This window comes from Streptococcus sp. KHUD_012 (assembly GCF_052588255.1).
Window position 1 is genome coordinate 522,348 of the sequence record NZ_CP159355.1, and the last position, 17,836, is coordinate 540,183.

At 44.1% G+C, this 17,836-nt stretch carries 16 protein-coding genes; 9 read left to right on the top strand and 7 right to left on the bottom strand.

From position 1 onward, the window contains the following. Window positions 1–50: 50 nt before the first annotated feature. From ABVF55_RS02545 to ABVF55_RS02555, 3 genes are all read right to left on the bottom strand, one after another. Window positions 51–644, bottom strand: a complete 594-nt coding sequence (locus ABVF55_RS02545) for a 3'-5' exonuclease (RefSeq protein ID WP_445285465.1) — start codon at window positions 642–644, stop codon at window positions 51–53. 53 nt (window positions 645–697) lie between these two features. Continuing rightward, window positions 698–1,192, bottom strand: coding sequence for a DUF536 domain-containing protein (locus tag ABVF55_RS02550; protein ID WP_003008835.1), 495 nt, complete (start codon window positions 1,190–1,192; stop codon window positions 698–700). 104 nt (window positions 1,193–1,296) lie between these two features. Further along, entirely contained in the window at window positions 1,297–3,585 is a 2,289-nt protein-coding gene (locus ABVF55_RS02555) for a Xaa-Pro dipeptidyl-peptidase (RefSeq protein ID WP_445285466.1), read from the bottom strand. A gap of 101 nt (window positions 3,586–3,686) precedes the next feature. Between ABVF55_RS02555 and ABVF55_RS02560 the strand changes: the two genes are divergently transcribed. The 9 genes from ABVF55_RS02560 to ABVF55_RS02600 all read left to right on the top strand — a co-directional run bounded on the left by ABVF55_RS02560 (window position 3,687) and on the right by ABVF55_RS02600 (window position 13,565). Next, entirely contained in the window at window positions 3,687–4,964 is a 1,278-nt protein-coding gene (locus tag ABVF55_RS02560; protein ID WP_023919173.1) for an HdeD family acid-resistance protein, read from the top strand. 106 nt (window positions 4,965–5,070) lie between these two features. After that, a complete protein-coding gene (locus ABVF55_RS02565) occupies window positions 5,071–5,838 on the top strand; it encodes a CppA N-terminal domain-containing protein (RefSeq protein WP_070675424.1) in 768 nt (255 codons plus the stop codon). 10 nt (window positions 5,839–5,848) lie between these two features. Further along, window positions 5,849–6,790 (top strand): serine hydrolase domain-containing protein, encoded by a 942-nt coding sequence (locus ABVF55_RS02570; RefSeq protein WP_070675421.1) that lies wholly within the window; start codon window positions 5,849–5,851, stop codon window positions 6,788–6,790. 171 nt (window positions 6,791–6,961) lie between these two features. Next, the gene (gene mvk / locus ABVF55_RS02575; RefSeq protein ID WP_223345331.1) at window positions 6,962–7,840 is read left to right on the top strand and encodes a mevalonate kinase; all 879 of its coding nucleotides are present in this window, start codon (window positions 6,962–6,964) and stop codon (window positions 7,838–7,840) included. Continuing rightward, complete coding sequence (gene mvaD / locus ABVF55_RS02580) at window positions 7,822–8,772, top strand: diphosphomevalonate decarboxylase (RefSeq protein WP_445285467.1); 951 nt, start codon at window positions 7,822–7,824, stop codon at window positions 8,770–8,772. The genes mvk and mvaD overlap by 19 nt, the downstream gene beginning before the upstream one ends. Continuing rightward, window positions 8,762–9,769: a phosphomevalonate kinase gene (locus ABVF55_RS02585; RefSeq protein ID WP_445285468.1), complete on the top strand. Its 1,008-nt coding sequence runs from the start codon at window positions 8,762–8,764 to the stop codon at window positions 9,767–9,769. The genes mvaD and ABVF55_RS02585 overlap by 11 nt, the downstream gene beginning before the upstream one ends. Then, window positions 9,766–10,770 carry a type 2 isopentenyl-diphosphate Delta-isomerase gene (gene fni, locus ABVF55_RS02590; protein ID WP_445285469.1) on the top strand — a complete coding sequence of 335 codons (1,005 nt, stop codon included), beginning with the start codon at window positions 9,766–9,768 and terminating at the stop codon, window positions 10,768–10,770. The genes ABVF55_RS02585 and fni overlap by 4 nt, the downstream gene beginning before the upstream one ends. A 313-nt stretch (window positions 10,771–11,083) precedes the next feature. Beyond that, window positions 11,084–12,745 carry a C69 family dipeptidase gene (locus ABVF55_RS02595; protein WP_445285470.1) on the top strand — a complete coding sequence of 554 codons (1,662 nt, stop codon included), beginning with the start codon at window positions 11,084–11,086 and terminating at the stop codon, window positions 12,743–12,745. Beyond that, window positions 12,738–13,565, top strand: coding sequence for a PrsW family glutamic-type intramembrane protease (locus ABVF55_RS02600; RefSeq protein WP_070590091.1), 828 nt, complete (start codon window positions 12,738–12,740; stop codon window positions 13,563–13,565). The genes ABVF55_RS02595 and ABVF55_RS02600 overlap by 8 nt, the downstream gene beginning before the upstream one ends. Window positions 13,566–13,873: 308 nt before the next feature. On the opposite strand, the gene ABVF55_RS02605 is transcribed toward ABVF55_RS02600, so the two are convergent. The 4 genes from ABVF55_RS02605 to ABVF55_RS02620 all read right to left on the bottom strand — a co-directional run bounded on the left by ABVF55_RS02605 (window position 13,874) and on the right by ABVF55_RS02620 (window position 17,594). Further along, window positions 13,874–15,136, bottom strand: a complete 1,263-nt coding sequence (locus tag ABVF55_RS02605; RefSeq protein WP_445285471.1) for a hydroxymethylglutaryl-CoA reductase, degradative — start codon at window positions 15,134–15,136, stop codon at window positions 13,874–13,876. Next, the gene (locus ABVF55_RS02610; protein WP_445285472.1) at window positions 15,136–16,308 is read right to left on the bottom strand and encodes a hydroxymethylglutaryl-CoA synthase; all 1,173 of its coding nucleotides are present in this window, start codon (window positions 16,306–16,308) and stop codon (window positions 15,136–15,138) included. Before ABVF55_RS02610 ends, ABVF55_RS02605 begins: the two co-directional genes overlap by 1 nt. A gap of 186 nt (window positions 16,309–16,494) precedes the next feature. Then, complete coding sequence (locus tag ABVF55_RS02615) at window positions 16,495–16,725, bottom strand: hypothetical protein (protein WP_070675393.1); 231 nt, start codon at window positions 16,723–16,725, stop codon at window positions 16,495–16,497. 248 nt (window positions 16,726–16,973) lie between these two features. Beyond that, window positions 16,974–17,594, bottom strand: coding sequence for a tetratricopeptide repeat protein (locus ABVF55_RS02620; protein WP_414347425.1), 621 nt, complete (start codon window positions 17,592–17,594; stop codon window positions 16,974–16,976). Window positions 17,595–17,836 lie beyond the last annotated feature (242 nt).

The following is a 17,836-nucleotide window of genomic DNA, read 5'->3' on the forward strand; positions in this document are numbered from 1 at the left end:
AGATATGAAAACATCTAACTCTAGGAGTACTGCTCAGTTTTGAGCTTTTTTTATTCATCAAAAAATCCGGATAAGTCCAAGTCTCCGAAGGGGTTGGTGGAGAAGTTCTCTTGCTCTTCAAGGAGGGTACGTCCTTGATCAAATTCGAGGAATTGTTCGTAAACAAGAGCTGTCATGCGGGCGTCTTCTAAGCTATCGTGTGAATTTCCTGCAACTCCCAGAAATGCTGCAACGGTGTGGAGTTGGAGATTTTTAATGCCATGAAGGTCAGATGGACGACGTTCGAAGGCTTGGTCAAAGACATCGACAGCGTACTGGTCTTCTAAATCCAAGCCATTTTCAAGTAGGATGGGAAGGTCGCTCTTTTTGGCATTGTATCCGATCAAGGGCCGGTCTCCAACGAAGGCCTTGAATTCGCTGAGGACCTGTTCGAGTTGTGGGGCATTTTGGATCTTGTCCTGGGTAATGCCAGTCAGGCCGTTAATAAAGCTTTTTAGGGGCTTATCGGTGTAAACGTAGGAGTCGTAGTGATTGACTTCTTTACCGTTCGTGAAACGTACGGCAGACACTTGGATGATCTGATAGGCGCCTTCGTATTGGTTAAATTCGAGGTCAAAGGCGATATAATCTTCTAATGCTTTCATGGGAAATCTCCTGTGGTAGAAAAGAAAAGGGACTGGTAGGATCCAGCCCCGGATTATCGACGGAAAACGCGTGCCCAGAAACCTTTACTTTCTTGTTCTTGAACTTTTTCATTGGCTTGTTCGAGTTCCAGTTTCAAGGTATCGCGGTCGTTCATTGCTTGTAAAGTCAATTGTTGTTGTTGGTCTAATTGCTTGTCTTTTTCAGCAATTTGAACGTCTTTCACGCGCAACTGTTCATCTTTCTTAGCGAGTTGCTCGTCTTTGGCTTTGAGTTGCTCGTAGAGACGGACGATTTCAGCATTTTTTTCATCTACCAAAATTTCCATCAATTCGCGTTGCTTCACATCATCGCTGACTGGCTCATCTTCAAAAATAGTTTTTTTGTAGATTTCTTCGAGCTTGATCAAGCCACTACGGGTTACAACGGTAACCCCTTTTTCGTTTTTTTGGGTATCTTCTGGAGCCAGCGCCTTGACACGGTTATTGACCGCCTGGCGGCTGACTCCTAAAATTTCAGCAATTTCGCTGACAGTTTTTTCAATCGCCATAACTTCCTCTAATATCTTTTTCTATGAAATACTCTATTAGATAGTAACATAAGTAGGCTAAGCTGTCAAATGAAGCAAAGAAAGGCTAAGCCTTGATACCACGATTAGTGGGCCTCTGTCATTTCAGGAAGATGGAGGCTTGATTGTGCTAAGTCAATGGTGAGTTGGTAATCGGTTTGATCACGCACAGTGATTTCAAAGTCCGTCGTGTAAAGGACCAAGCGAAGAGTTGCACCTTTTTCGAGCTTGTAGATGGTTGGTTGGAGATCAAAGTCAAATTCCATCCACTCGCCTGGTGTTACGGCATCAACCTCTAAGAGGTCATGACGATTTTGGAGGTTGAGATAACCTTTCGAAATCACTCGTTGGCCCGCCTCCTTGAATGGCAACTCGGTCAAGTTGTCTAGCATGTGGTAGCGACCGTTATCCAGCGTACGGACCGATAAGACTGCAGGATAGGGTTGGAGGTATTTCTTGCTTCCAAGCTCTAAGAGTTGGGCTGAAAGCAGGCCTTTATTGGTGCTGGAATGAAGTCGTAGGTGAAGGCGAGCTTTCCCATTGAGGTGTAGGTCTTCTTCGATTGGAAGATCAATTGTCACCTGTTGCGCCTTATCCTGGTAGAGGTCCGTTAAGAAGGTCGGATAAGCCTTGCCATAGCGCTCGTAATCTTTTGTCTCGTAGCGGTTTTGGATGACTTTTTCGTCGTCTCCCAGGGAGAAGGTCCGCTGATTTGTTTGGTTGCCAAAATCATCCAAGGAAGTCCAACTTTGTTCTTTTGTATTGTCCTGCCAGATGACAGTAGGCAATTCATAGCTTGAATCGTAGCCCAGCAATTTTTTAGAGAGGAGGGCGTTCATGCTTTCGCGGAAGTCAATGGATTGCCAGTTGTTGAGATAGACATGGGCACCATTGTGATAGAAGAGGTGTTTCTTGATGCTTGTTGGAAGAGCCTGGAACATATTAAAGACGTGAAGAGGTTTCACGTTCCAGTCTTGCGAACCATGAGTGAAGACCACCTCAGCCTTCACCTGATCAGCATGTAAGAGATAATTGCGGTCGTGCCAGAATTGATTGTAGTCTCCAGAAGCGCGGTCCAGCTCTTTTTTCACGATGTCTAGATCGGCTTGGTGGGCTGCATTATGGTGCAAATAGTCTCCACCTAGAAGGTTGCGCGAGTAGGTCAATTCGGCAAGGGAATCGAAATCTTCACCTGGATAGCCACCAGGACTTGTCACGAGGCCGTTTTCGCGGTAGTAGTTGTACCAAGAAGAGATCCCAGCCTCTGCAATGATGACTTCAAGACCGTCCACACCTGTGGTCGCAAGGCCGTTAGACATGGTTCCAAGGTAAGAGATCCCGGTGGTTGCGACCTTTCCATTAGACCAATCAGCTTTGACTTGGCGTTTGCGTGTGTGATCTGTAAAGGCCCGGCAACGGCCATTGAGCCAGTCGATAACGTTCTTGTAGGCTTCGATTTGTTGGTAATTTCCATTGGTCATCAAGCCTTGCGAATCTTTTGTCCCCACTCCAGATACGTAGAGATTAGCGTAGCCGCGTGGAAGGAGGTAGTCGTTGAGGGTATAGCTGGAATTGATATGGGTGAGAGTTTCTTCAGCTTCATCGACTAGCTCAGCTGAACCGACAGGATCCACCAATTCTAATTGAGGTACTTCTACTTGAATGGTATGAGGTTCTTTGACCTCGAGGTCGACATTCATATTGTAGAGGGCCTTGTCGCTGGCCTTATCGTTGGTCCCTTGGTGATAAGGACTTGCGGTCATAACAGCTGGAATCTTGCCTTCATAGCGAGGACGGATAATGCTGACCTTGACCAAGTCTGGCAGACCATCTTTGTCGGTATCGACCCGACTTTCCACATAGACGACCTCGCGGATGGCATCATGGCTCGTAAAGGTTGCGAGGCTCTTGCCGTTAAAATAGTGATACTGGTTATCTTCAGGAATCAAGCCATCGCTGACCAACTGATCGATGAGTAAATTTCCTTTTACTGTTCGAGTATTGAGAAGGTGATAGAGGTTTTCTACCAAGTTTCCATACTCAATCGGAAATTGGACTTCTTTCAAGAAGCTATCCGTATCTTCAAAATCAATAAAATAGCGGAAACCGAGTAATTGGAGGGCTACTGTGTAAAAAATGTTCGGAGACCATTCGCAGTCAGATTGGATATACGTTAAAAAGTCTGTTTTAGAATCCACCACTAGGTTAGAGAGGGGATAATCTGTATCTTTATAGGTGAAGTAAACCTTGCGGACAAACCATTCAAACAGTTCTTTTTCTGGGAGGTGGGTGGGAAGGTCAAACCCAATTTCTTTTAGTTCCTTAAGAATGTCTTTTTGGTCAACAGATAGATAGCTATATTGATTGTATTTCATAGACTGCTCCTTTTATCAGTTTCTTTTTTCTTTACTTCTTATATTATACTTGATAAAATAGTATTTGTCTAAAGACCTTTCGTCTATAAGGAGAAGGAATATTGAAAAAAATATCTTTTGAACAAGTTGCAAGAAGACGGACCTTATTGTTTGGGGTTCTTGCCGTCATTTTTGGGATTCTCATTTTTCGAAACGGCGTTGGTTTCACCAAATTTTCCTTGGATCTATTAGCCATTTACTTTTTAGTTGATGGACTAGGAAGCTTTCTTCTTCGCTTTTTGTTACGTAGCAAGTCTATTTCCTATAGCCACTCTATTTGGTTTATTTTTCTTTCACTTGCGTTGATCTGGTTGAATCGACTGAGTAGTCTGCCCGTAAACTTAGTTGTGATTTGTTTAGGGGCATATCAGTTGGGGAGTGCCATTGTCTATGGGATCACATTTTGGCTTTATAAGGCCAATCGGGTAAAAGGAGGCTGGCTCTATTTATGGGATGCGCTTTTAAACGGTGGGCTTGGTCTAGCAACTGTCTTGGAACCTGGTTCAGATGGGCACTTCCAATTTATCCTCTTGGGGGCTTATCTGGTCTTGTTGGGGATTTCTAATATTCGAGATGGTATTTTATTTGACAAAGACCAACAAGGCCAAGAGTTAAAACGTCGCTTTCGTATTAGCCTACCGGTTATCTTTGCAGCCTTTATCCCTGCTAAGGAGTTAAAACGGTTTAACCAGTTTCTTCAAAAAGGGAGCTCGGCGGGACACACAGGCCCTTATCGATTGGTGAAAAAAGAAGAAGAGGCAAGGGAATTAGAAATTTTGGTTCATACTTCTGACAGCAACTTATTTGGAGCGATTGGGCATGTAGATATTTGTTATCAGGGGAAGGTCATTTCTTACGGAAGTTACGATCCCTTTTCAGAGCGTCTATTTGGGACGATTGGGGATGGCGTACTGTTTAAAGTGGATAAGGAACCATACATCGAACTATGTAAAAAAGAGAGTCAAAAGACGCTGTTTGGCTACAGCCTATCCCTTACCGAAGAAGAGAATCAGGCAGTAGAGAAGCGTCTAGCTGAAATTGATCAGTTGTTAGAACCTTGGGATCCACCTAGGAGGTTACTGGAAGACGGTCAGCCGACCTACGCTTACAAATTGAAATATGATTTAGGGGCTGAGCTATATAAATTTACTTCTTCGCGTTTTAAATCTTACTTTGTTCTGTCTACTAATTGCTGCCTGTTAGCAGATTCCATTGTGGGACAGGCAGGAACGGCTGTATTAGATGTGCGTGGAGTGATTGCACCAGGGACCTATCAGGATTACTTAGAATACGAATTTGAAGCTCCAAACGGGCGGGTCCATACACGAACAGTATACTAAAAAAAGAAAGACAGATTTTTATTTTTGAAAAATCTGTCTTTTTTGCACAAGATTTCTTGTAAAAAGCCAGAAAATCTTTTACAATAAAAAGTGCTTGGAGGAAAGTATGACAGCAAATCAGATCGTAAGAGTGATCCCAGTCTTGAAAGTGAATAACCGAAATGTCAATCAACGCTTTTATGAAGAGACATTGGGAATGAAAGTATTAGTGGAAGAAGGAGCTCTCCTGTCTTTAGGAGATGCCTCAAAAGTAGAAAAAATCGTCTTAGAAGAGTCACCGAGTATGCGTTCGCGTAAGGTCGAAGGTCCAAAGAAATTGGGTCGCATCGTGGTGAAAGTGGCACAAGCTCAAGAAATTGATTATTTGTTGGCCCGCCAGCCAGAGACAAGCGCCCTTTACCAAGGAGCTAATGGTCGCGCCTTTGAAGTTGTGTCTCCTCAAGGAGATACCATTTTCGTGCATGCGGAAGAAAATCTTGAAAGCCTAGAACCTTTGGAGAAAGCGCCTCTTGTTGAGCTTCCAGAAGATTTCAAAGGTTTGACCAGCTTTGATGTGGACTTTCTTGAGGTCAATGTGGCCGATCTTGCTGAGGCTGAGAAGTTCTATAGCAACTTGCCAGCTTTGGCCCACTTTATCCATTTACAAGAAGCCCAAGGAAAAGATCTCCAAGTTGAGAACAAGGTTACTTGGGATTTGAGCATGATCAAGGTCGAATTGGCATCTTTTGATGTGGAAGACTTGAAAGAAAGCTTAGGAGAAACTGTCGATTTTGTGCACCGTAAGGGAACTTTCTTGATTGCCAAGGATCCAAGCCAGATCGAACTCTGGTTTGAAGCCAATCAAGATCAGGTCCATATTTCTTATGAAGAATAAGAATGGAGTGATGAGCGTGAATGCAATCATCGAAAAAATTACCGAACAAATCCAAGAAGGCATCTATCCAGGTGCCTCTCTTGCGCTTTACCGCGATGGTCAGTGGAGTGAGCACTATCTGGGACTAGCGGATCCTGAAAAAGGAGAGCCAGTAGTGGCTGACCTGGTCTATGATTTGGCTAGTGTCAGTAAGGTCGTTGGAGTTGCTACCATCTGTGCCTTTTTGTATGCGAAAGGGGAGCTTGCGCTTGATCGCCCCTTTAAAGAGCTTTACCCGCGTTTTGCTCATGAGAAGACGACCATCCGGGAACTCTTGACCCATACTTCTGGGCTCGATCCCTTTATCCCCAACCGGGATCAATTGGATGCGAGACAGTTGAAAACAGCTCTTGAAAATTTGCAGTTAAAAGAAGACAAGAGTTTTCATTACACCGACGTCAATTTTCTTCTGCTGGGCTTTTGGTTAGAAGACAGGTTTCGCCAGCCCTTGGATCGCTTATTTGAAGAGCTGATTTTTACACCTTGGAAGATGACGGAGACACGGTTTGGACCGGTCGAAAAGGCGGTGCCAACGGTCCGTGGAGTGGCTTCTGGAAGTGTTCATGATCCCAAAGCGAGAGTATTGGGTCGTCATGCGGGAAGTGCTGGACTTTTTTCAACTGTTGCTGATCTAGAGCGCTTCTTAGAGCGTTATCTGAAGGAGGATTTTGCGCGTGACTTGTCTCAGAATTTTGCGCGTGAAGAGGGCAAGACCCGCGCTCTCGGATGGAATCTAGAGGGGGACTGGTTAGATCATACGGGCTATACTGGAACCTTCATCATGTACAATCGAAAGAGGCAGGAAGCGGTGATCTTTTTGTCCAACCGGACCTATGAGAAGGACGAACGGGCCCAATGGATCCTCGACCGCAACTCTTTGATGGACTTGATCAAACAAGAATTTGAAAAATAGAAATGGAAGGCTAGGATGATGGATCCTGGCCTTTTACGGTCTGTCCGTGAGAAAGAAACTGGTAGGAGATTCATTTTTGAACTCCGTCTTAGGTTGGATTTCCTTCAAAAGCATCGCTTTTTTGGCTGATTTATATTAAAATAGTAATGACCTTAATAGAGCGAGATGAACATGAACAAAGAGATAGGCGTCGGAAGGGCGCATAGTAAAATTATCTTAATTGGAGAGCATGCGGTGGTCTATGGTTATCCGGCTATTGCTTTGCCACTCCATCATATCGAAGTGATCTGCCAGATCGTCCCGGCAGATCGTCCATGGATTTTGTTTGAAGATGACACCTTGTCCATGGCGGTTTTTGCGTCTCTTGAGCACCTCGGGATTAAAGAGGCCCGGATTCGCTGCCGGATTCAGTCCATGGTACCGGAAAAACGGGGGATGGGATCGTCTGCGGCGGTGAGTATCGCCGCTATTCGTGCCGTTTTTGACTATTATCAGAAAGAGCTGGATGATGAGACCTTAGAAATCCTGGTCAACCGAGCAGAAACTATTGCCCATATGAATCCAAGTGGGCTCGATGCCAAGACTTGTTTGAGCGATCAAGCCATTAAATTCATCCGGAATGTCGGCTTTTACCCACTGGAGCTGGGTATAAAAGCGAGCTTGGTGATTGCGGATACGGGAATTCACGGCAATACCCGTGAGGCGATTCAAAAGGTGGAAGCCAAAGGGCAGGAAGTTTTATCCCATTTCCATGAGATTGGTCAGTTGACCCAGCAGGTGGAAGAGGCTCTAAAAATGAATGATCTAATGAGCCTAGGACAGGCTCTGACTACTTGTCATGACCACTTGAGAGCCGTAGGGGTCAGCTGTGAAAAAGCAGACCACCTGGTCGCCGTTGCCCTTGAAAATGGGGCCTTAGGTGCTAAAATGAGCGGAGGCGGCCTTGGAGGCTGTGTGATTGCCCTCGTCAAGGATTCTCGTGAAGCAGCAACCATTGCCCATGCATTAGAAAAAGAAGGAGCGCACCATACATGGATCGAAAACCTGTAAAGGCTAAGTCCTATGCCAATATCGCGATTATCAAATACTGGGGAAAAGAAGATGCCAAACAGATGGTCCCTTCGACCAGTTCGATTTCGTTGACCTTAGAGAATATGTATACAGAGACGAGTCTCTCTCCCTTACCAGCAGATGCGACTGCGCATGAATTTTACATCGATGGGGAATTCCAAAATCCAGCTGAGCAAGCCAAAATTGGAGCTGTGATTGATAGCTTGAAGCCAGCAGATGAAGCAGGATTTGTTCGGGTGGATACCAGCAACAACATGCCAACTGCAGCCGGTTTGTCCTCTAGCTCAAGCGGCCTCTCTGCTCTCGTCAAGGCTTGCAATCAGTACTATGATTTGGGCTTGAGTCAGGAGGAATTAGCTCAAAAAGCCAAGTTTGCTTCGGGTTCTTCTTCACGTTCTTTCTTTGGACCCTTAGCAGCCTGGGACAAAGAAAGTGGCGAGGTTTACAAGGTTCAGACAGACCTGAAATTAGCCATGATCATGCTGGTTCTCAATGACAAGCAAAAGCCTGTTTCCAGTCGTGAAGGGATGAAACGCTGCATGGAGACCTCGACCAATTTCAAAGAATGGATCGAACAGTCTATGCAGGATTACAAGGACATGTTGGATTACCTAGCAGCCAATGATTTTGAACAGGTCGGTCAGTTGACAGAGCGCAATGCCCTTGCTATGCATGCGACCACCAAGACGGCTACACCAGCCTTTAGCTACTTAACAGAAGAAAGTTACAAAGCCATGGACTATGTCCGTGAACTCCGTGCGGCAGGCCATGCTTGTTACTTTACCATGGATGCAGGGCCAAATGTTAAAGTCCTCTGTTTAGAAGCAGACTTAGATCAACTGGTGCCTTTATTTGACGCCCGTTATCGGACCATCGTATCTAAGACAAAGGACCCTCAAGATGAAGACTAAGTATCAGGTACAGACTGGAGGTAAGCTCTATCTAGCCGGAGAATACGCTGTGCTAAGGCCTGGGTATGGGGCATTGATTCAGTTTATCCCCATTTATTTGTCAGCCACTATCCAAGAAGCTAGAAGCTACCAGCTAGCCTCAGATCTCTTTGGTTACAAGGTGGACTTGACCCCAAATAAGGACTACGCCTTGATTCAAGAGACGGTTCAGCTCATGGAAGAATGGTTGAACGATCAGGGAATAGCTCCTAAACCTTTTGACCTGCATCTTAGGGGGACGCTGGGAGAAGAGGGGAAAAAGTATGGGATTGGTTCCAGCGGAAGTGTGGTTTTACTCGTCATCAAGGCCATGGCGGCTCTGTATGAAGTAGACCTAAGTCCGGATCTACTCTTTCGACTAGCCGCAGTCGTCTTGGTGCAAAGGGGAGACAATGGTTCGATGGGGGATTTGGCTTGTATTGCCTATGAGGACTTGATTTATTACCAGTCCTTTGATCGGGATTGGTTGCATGAAGTCTTGACTTCTCAGCCCCTTTCACAAGTTTTAGACCTGGATTGGGACTACCAGATCTGCTCGATCCAGCCAGCCATCGCTTATGATTTTCTGGTCGGTTGGACCAAGGAACCAGCGATTTCAAGTGATTTGATCCGCCAGGTCAAGGGAGCGATCAAGGAAGAATTTCTTCAGGAGAGTCAGAGCGCAGTGAAGAATCTTGAAAAAGGCCTCCGTGAAGGGAACCAAAAGGAAATTGAGACCAGTATCAAACGTGCGGATAAGAACCTAAAGTCTTTGAACCCTTTGATCTATACCCCAGCTCTAAAAGAGCTACAAGAAGCGACAGAGGGCCTTTCTGCCTGTGCCAAATCCAGTGGTGCTGGAGGAGGCGACTGTGGAATCGCCCTTAGTTTTGACCCAGTTGAGACTCAGATCTTGATAAAGCGCTGGAAGAAAAAGAATATTGAAGTCATTTACCAAGAAAGGATGGGAGATTCGTGAGCGAAAATCGAAAAGACCAGCATATTCGTTATGCCTTGGAGCAAAGCTCCTCCTATAATAGCTTTGATGAGATCGAGCTGATTCACCGATCCCTCCCCCTTGTGGATCTAGCGGAGATTGATTTGACAACCCATTTCGCAGGGCGTGATTGGGAGGTCCCTTTTTATATCAATGCCATGACAGGCGGGAGTAAGCGGGCCAAAGAGATCAATCAAAAGTTAGCAGCAGTAGCCGAAGCCTGTGGGATACTCTTTGTGACTGGCTCTTACAGCGCAGCACTGAAGGATCCGAACGATCAATCGTATGCGGTCAAAAAAGACCATCCTCATCTTCTTTTAGCAACCAATATTGGCATCGATAAAGAGCCAGATTTGGGCTTGCGAACAGTGGAAGAGCTACAACCTCTCTTTCTTCAAGTCCATGTGAATCTGATGCAAGAGTTACTCATGCCCGAAGGGGAGCGGATTTTCCACACTTGGAAAGACCATCTCAAGAGCTATGGGCAGGGCTTTCCTGTGCCTGTAGTCCTGAAGGAAGTTGGCTTTGGGATGGATCCCAAAACAGTTCAGGCAGCGCTAGATGCTGGGATCAAAACCGTTGATATTTCTGGCCGCGGTGGCACTAGTTTTGCCTATATTGAGAATCGTCGTGGTGGCAATCGCGCTTATCTGGATGATTGGGGACAATCAACTGCGCAGTGTCTCTTACAGTTACAGGATCAAATGGATCAGGTTGAGGTCCTCGCAAGTGGGGGCATTCGTCATCCTCTTGATATGGTCAAGGCCTTGGTCCTCGGAGCGCGTGGCGTAGGACTTTCCCGCGTTTTTCTTGAGATGGTAGAGACTAAGAGTATTGAAGAAGTAATCGTCCTTGTCCAAGGCTGGAAAGAAGACCTCAGATTGCTCCTTTGTGCGCTCGGTAGTCAGAACCTGAAAGAGCTCCGTGAAGTCGACTATCTCCTCTATGGAAAATTGTGGCAAGCAAATCAACAGAGAAAATGAAAGAGAGTGGGACAGAAATCGGTAATTCGTTAGAATTCGATTTCGTCGTCCCACCTCCGCACAGTTGAGTAGGGCTGTAAAAGCTGATGAAATCAGCGTAGTAGAGCCCACTCAACCACTGCGTCTTGCTCGACAATCCAAAAATAATTGAGAGGCTAGGACTTTTGTCCCAGCCTCTTCTTTTTTGAAAAAGTGTTTTCCCTCAAAAATTCTGATAGTTTACGAATCGTTTACGGTTGCTGGAATCGCTTGCAAAACAGGCTTGTAAAAGAGTATACTAAATAAGGAAAAATTTTTTAAAAAGGAGTTTAGGATGAAAAAGCACTATTTTCGATCAGCTGTAGCAGCCTTGCTTCCGCTTTTGTTGATTGCTCAACCTGTTGAGGCTTGTACAGGTTTCATCATCGGGAAGAAACTGACTGCCGACGGCTCGACCTTGGTAGGACGTACCGAAGATTTAGAGCCCAACCATAATAAAAATTTTGTGGTCAGAGAGCGTGTCTACAATAAAAAAGGAGCCATCTTTGAGGATGCTGCCAACGGTTTTCAATATCCCTTGCCAGAGATTAGCTATAAGTATACAGCGGTTCCAGATGTCACCCCTGATCAGGGAATTTTTGACGAAGCAGGATTCAATGAGTATGGGGTTTCTATTTCTGCCACTGTATCTGCTTCAGCAAATGACAAGATCCAAAAAGTGGATCCCTATGTCAAGGATGGCCTCGCAGAATCGGGCTTGACCAGTATCGTTCTCCCTAGTGTGAAAACCGCAAGAGAAGGGGTTGAACTCATTGCTAAAATCGTCGAAGAAAAAGGCGCTGCAGAAGGAAATATTGTGACCATTGCCGATAAAGAAGGCGTCTGGTATATGGAAATCCTATCTGGCCATCAATATGCAGCGATTCTCTTCCCAGAGGATCGATTTGCGGTCTTTCCAAATACCTTCTTCTTAGGGCATGTCGATCAATCGGATACCGAACGCACGATCGCTTCAAAAGATCTTGAAAAAGTCGCCAAAGAAGCCAATAGCTATAAGGAAGTGGACGGAAAATTCCACGTTTCTCAATCCTATAATCCGCCTTTGCAAGAAGCAGATCGCTCTCGGGTTTGGTCGGGAATCAAATCGCTAGACCCAAGCTCTCCTGTTAAATATGACGATGCGTCCTTTGACCTTCTTCATACAACCGATCGAAAATTAACCCTCCGCGATGCTATGAATCTCCAACGCAATCGTTTGGAAGGAACCAAATATAAACCACAGGATCAAATGGAGCTGGATGGAAAAGGCATTCCGAAAAAAGGGGAGTTTGATGCGGTTTATAAATACCCTATTTCCAATCCAAATGTCATGGAGGCCCATATTTTCCAACTGAAAGATGAGGTCCCAGCGAGTGCAGGTGGAGGCACCATGTGGCTGTCGATGGGTAGTCCACGAAATGCTCCATACCTACCCTACTATGGCAATATTCTCAACACCTATCAAGCCTACCAAGAATTAGGGGATCATTACAATGATCGCTCCTGGTATTGGACCATTTCAAGAATCAATGACCTTGTGGCCAAATATCCAGATTTATTCGAAGATGGGGCGATTCGTACTGAAATGGAACGATTGGAGTCTCAGTGGATGGTCGAACAAGATCTGAGTGATAAGGAGCAAATTGCCCTTGCTTCTCAGCCTGAAGAAGCGAGTGAGAAGGCAACAGAGGAAAGCTTGGCAAGAGCTGAGAAAACCTTCGAACGCTTGCAAGAAATCAGAAAAGAAGCAGAACAAAAGGTAGCAGATGAACACGGAAAAAGTGCCCTGCAAGATCTAGATGACGAAGAAGATGCTGCTTATGAAGAAAAGATTGATCTCGTTGATTTTGACTATGATTACATTCTAGCAGCAGGCTTGTTCGGGGCAACCCTTCTAGCGATTGTGATCTACCTGATTCGCTCAAAGAAACAAAAGGGAGGAAAACAAGATGACTAAAATTCAAAGAGCCTCTATCTATCTTTTTCTACTGTTTGCAGGAATTGGCTTGGAGTTTGAACTCGGTCATCTTTCTCAACAAGAATTTAGCCAGTCTGCAGGCAGAGACTTGGTTTTAAACTTGTCTGTTTTAGCTGCTATTATTATCCCGCTCTATCTCTTTTCAAAACGATTGGCCAAGCAGTTGACTGTCCCAACCTATCTCTTATGGATTGCCATGTTTGGAGGAGCCTTCGTAGCAGGCTGGTTGAGCTTTTCAGGTAATAGCTTGATCGATATTATGAATAGCCATGTGATCAAGGATGCCACTGTCTTTAACAAGTGGACCGATGCCTTGACAGCCCCCTTCTCTGAGGAATTCTTTAAGGCTCTGGTTGCCTTTTGGGTTGTCTTGATGGTTGGCAAAAAAGATCTAAAAGCGATTCTAATTGCCGGCTTGGGCTCTGGCTTTGGTTTTCAAATCATTGAGGATTTAGGGTACGTTGCCCGCCAAACAAAAACGAGTCAATTAGCTGCTGTCACTGAGGCCATTAACCGGATCTCTGGTGGATTAGCTTCCCACGCCCTCTATACAGCGGTTGTATCGGTCGGTGTCTTCCTCTTGTTGTCTCAAGTGACCCAGCAAAAGGAAAAACTCTTTGGACTCTGGTGTGTTGTCTCGACAGTAGCCAATCACTTCTTATGGAACTCTCCGTTTTATGAAACAGACCATCGGATTAATCTTCTCGTCGGACTGCTCTTTGCCGTCCAAGTAGGGACCTTTATCGAAGTGGTGCTCTATACCAAGAAAAAGCCCGATCTGCCATTTTTAAAACAATAAGAAAATTTTTTCAAACACAAAAGAACTAAGACGTGGGTCTTAGTTCTCAAAGTGAAGATAAAATCATCTTAGAAACTTTCCTTAGGTGAAGACGGACGTCAGCGAACTTCGAAGAAGTTCCATGACTAATTATTGAGTCTAAGGTCTCAATAATTCCGAGTGCTAGAAACAAAAGTGTTTCTAGCACTTTTTTCACGGCGGAAAGTTTCATTATATTCTCGATTCATTTAAAAAATTAGAACTCATTTTTATTTCTTTGCAGAATCACTTGACCTAATTTACTAAAGAATTAGTTTGTCTTAGTTCTTTTATTTTCTCAATTCTTGTAAGAGTGTTTGTGCCTTCTCTAAGTTAAAGGGTTTGTTTTCAAGGAGTTGGCTGACCAATCGGGGAACTTCCTCTTCCTTAGCACCTGCTAGAAGGGCTAGGGAGCGTGCTTGGAGTTTCATATGTCCTGCTTGAATCCCTGTGGTGACAAGGGCTTTGAGGGCTGCGAAATTCTGCGCCAAACCGAGCGAAGCGATGATACCTGCTAATTCAATAGCAGAAGGCTCTCCTAGCAAACGGTGGCTGACTTGAACCGTTGGGTTGATGCCAATCGAGCCTCCTTTTGTCGCAACTGGCATTGGCAGGGTGATCTCTCCATAGAGTTTTTTCTCTTCTGGATGACTTGTCCAGTGACTCAAGCCTTTGTATGGACCACTTTGTGCGGCATAGGCATGGGCTCCTGCTTCGATGGCCCGCCAGTCATTGCCTGTTGCAAGGACCAGGGCATCAATCCCGTTAAAAATTCCCTTGTTATGAGTGGCTGCACGGTAAGGATCCACTTGGGCCAGTTGGCTAGCTAGCTCCATCCGGTGGGCAATCTCAATGGCTTCCTCAGGATTTCGACTCAGTGCTTTAAAATCGATGGCACATCGTGCACTCACCAAAGAGCGAGTGGCCAAGTTGGATAAAATTGCCATCAAGGCCTGACCACCAGAGAGTTCCTGGATGCGATCAGTCAGAGCTTCTAACATGGTATTGAGCATATTGGCTCCCATGGCTTCTTTAGGATCGACAGCCAAGTAGACAATAAGAAAGTCTCCCTTGTTTTCGACCCAAAGATCTCTCGCTCCACCTCCACGCTTAACGATAGAAGGATAGGCTTCATTAGCCAGCTGAAGAAGGCTTTCCCTGTCATCTAGGATGCGTTTGCTCGCAATTTCCCAATCCTTAACATCCGTCAGAGCAATCTCACCGATCATTTGGCGCAGGTGCACCTGGGTGGTGAAACCGCCCGAACGTTGGATGAGCTTGGCTGCAAAGCTGGCAGCCGCGACCACGGATGGTTCTTCTGTGACCATGGGAAGGACATAGTCACGACCATTGATCAGGAAATAAGGAGCGAGGCTAAAAGGCAAGTCAAAAGTCGACAAGACATTTTCCGTCAGTTGATCTGCAATAGAAAGGGGGAGTCCCTTTTGTTCTTTTAAGATCTGTGCTTCATCCCAAGTTAAGAGGCCTTCCTTCAGTAAGGCCTCTATGCGTTCTGTGGGAGAAAGTTTTGCAAAACCTGGTAATCGTGCCATTATTTTTCTACTTTCTGGTAAGTGCGTTGGTGTTCCTTGATCTCTGTCAAAGCAAAAGTTTGATGAGTAGCAGGCTCAAATACTTGATTGCCTCTAGGATCTAGATCTACTTCCTCGTAAAAGAGTCGCTCGTAGTCAGCAACACTAAGAACCGTCCGTTGGTCCAGCTTTTCCATGCGTTTGTGATCCAAGAGTTGCTCAAAACCAGGAACAAGATTGGCACTAAAGATCTCAGAAACCGCTCCACTTCCATAGCTAAAGAGGGCGATTTGGTCCCCAGCTTTAAGTTGGGGTTGATTTTCCAGTAGTGACAGCAAGCCTAGGAAAAGAGATCCAGTGTAGATATTTCCCACGCGTTGGCTGTATAGAATTGATTGATCAAAGTTGTATTGTAATTGATCTTTTTTCTCTTCTGATAATGACTTATCCAGGATTTTTTTCAAGCCCTTGAGAGCTAATTTCGGATAAGGCAAGTGGAAACAGACAGCCGCAAAGTCTGTCAAGGCAAGGCCAGTCCGTTTCTGGTATTCCGCCCAGGTTGTTTTCAGAGAATCTAGATATTGTTGTGTTGAATAAATCCCATTCACGAAGGGAGTTGTCGCGTAATTTGGACGCCAAAAATCCATGACATCGCGTGTTTGGGCAACATTATCATCGTTAAAAGATAGAATACGAGGATTTTGGCTGATTAGCATGGCAACCGCTCCAGCCCCCTGTGTTGGTTCACCAGGAGTCCCAATTCCGTATTTAGCAATGTCACTGGCAATAACCAAAACCTTACTCTGTGGGAATTTTTCAACATGGAGTTTAGCATAATCCAAGGCAGCAGTTGCAGCATAGCAGGCTTCTTTCATCTCAAAAGAACGAGCGAAAGGTTGGATGTCTAGTAAGCCATGGACGAACACAGCAGCAGCCTTACTCTGGTCAATTCCAGATTCTGTCGCAAGAATCACCATGTCGATTGCTTCTTTATCTTCGTCTGTTAAAATATCATCTGCTGCAGTAGCAGCCAATGTGACGATGTCTTCTGTGATCGGTGCAACACTTTGTTCTTTTAAGAGAAGACCCTTGCTCAGTTTTTCGGGATCAGTATCACGAGCAGTAGCCAAATCTTCTAAACGCAAGACATAAGGGCTCGTCGCAAAACCAATCTTATCAATCCCAATTGTCATTCTTAACCTCTTTTTTATTTGATATCTACTAGTATATTTCGTTACTATTTTACCATATTTAAGGGTAAAACTCCCTTGAAAAAGCTAGATCAGCAAGGAAATCATTCTCGGGACCGATTTTGCAATGTTTCAAAGAAAAATAGAGAATCTATAAGAAAAAGCCATCCTCAGATGGCTTTTCAACTCTTATCCTTGCTTATCTTTTTTAGGATTACTCATGATTCGTATGAAGAGTTCTTTGCATTTGTCTCTTAGAACTTTTTCGTAGAAGACGATTAAAGCGATGTACACAATCGTAAAGTTCAAGGTCAGATAGAACAAGTCAAATGAATTGCGGGCATAATCAGTTGCTAATAGATAGGAGGAGAGGGTTCCTAGGATCATCCAAGGAAGATACTTGATATACTTGTTTAGCATCATACAGCACCTCACATACTTTAAAGGATTTGTTTTTTCACTATCATTGTATCCCTTTTAAGGAAAAATGCAAGCGATAACACTTAGAGAAATTGAAAAACGAATATTATTTTGCATTAGTTTGAATGGAGAAAAACTATTTTAAGATAAGTGAAGCGATTACTTTAGTAACAAAAAAATTTTTTGAGCTAATCATGTCAATTATGTACTTTATTTAAGCAAACTAATGACAAAATCTAAATGCAAAATCATCGATTAATCAATTCCTCAATTTCCTTTATCCCTTCAAACTCTCCAACACTTTCGAAAAGTTCTATAGCTCGTTTGAAATGTGTGTTGGCTAATCCTTTATCTTCCAAGGCTAAATAAATTTCCCCTAACCCTCTATAGCTACAAGCCTGAGAAATCACATCATCAGTCTCTAAAGATTGTTCCAGTGACAGATTCATGAATGTAAGAGCTTCATCAAGATTGTTTAATTTCAATCTCAAATAGCCTTGTTCATAGTTATTTATAGCTTTCTTTAGATTATCATTGGGAAAATGCTCTTCAATTATCTTCTCTTCATTTTCAATGAGCTTTAAAGCCTTATGAAAATCACCCTGATCTCTGTAGATCATAGCTAATTGATGTAATCCAATGTGTTCATGTTCTTTGTCTTCATTTTGTTGAGCTAATAAAATGTATTTCTCAAAGATACGGGTACACGAGGCATAGTCTTTTTCTGCCAATAATAAATACCCCATCAGATTTAAAAGGCTAAAATCTGTACAGGTATCAATGGAAAAATCTTGTTCAACCAACTTTTTAGCTTCTGATGTTTTTCCCTCCAGAAACAAGTCCCAAGCCACATCAATTTTAGAAACCATCTATTTTCCCCCTTACCTATAAACAACCTTCATAAAATAAAATCACTCAATAAGAATATGCTAAATCCTATCTTTATAAATTTAATCCACTAGGCTAAAGTATAGCAAAAAGCCCAAATAACTACTATTTGGGCAAAATGTTACTTAGTTTCTTTTTAAACGAGCAATGAGTAACTTAATAAGATAAGCTAGAACTACAAGTGCTACTACGCGTGATAATAGATAGAAAATAGAATAAACAA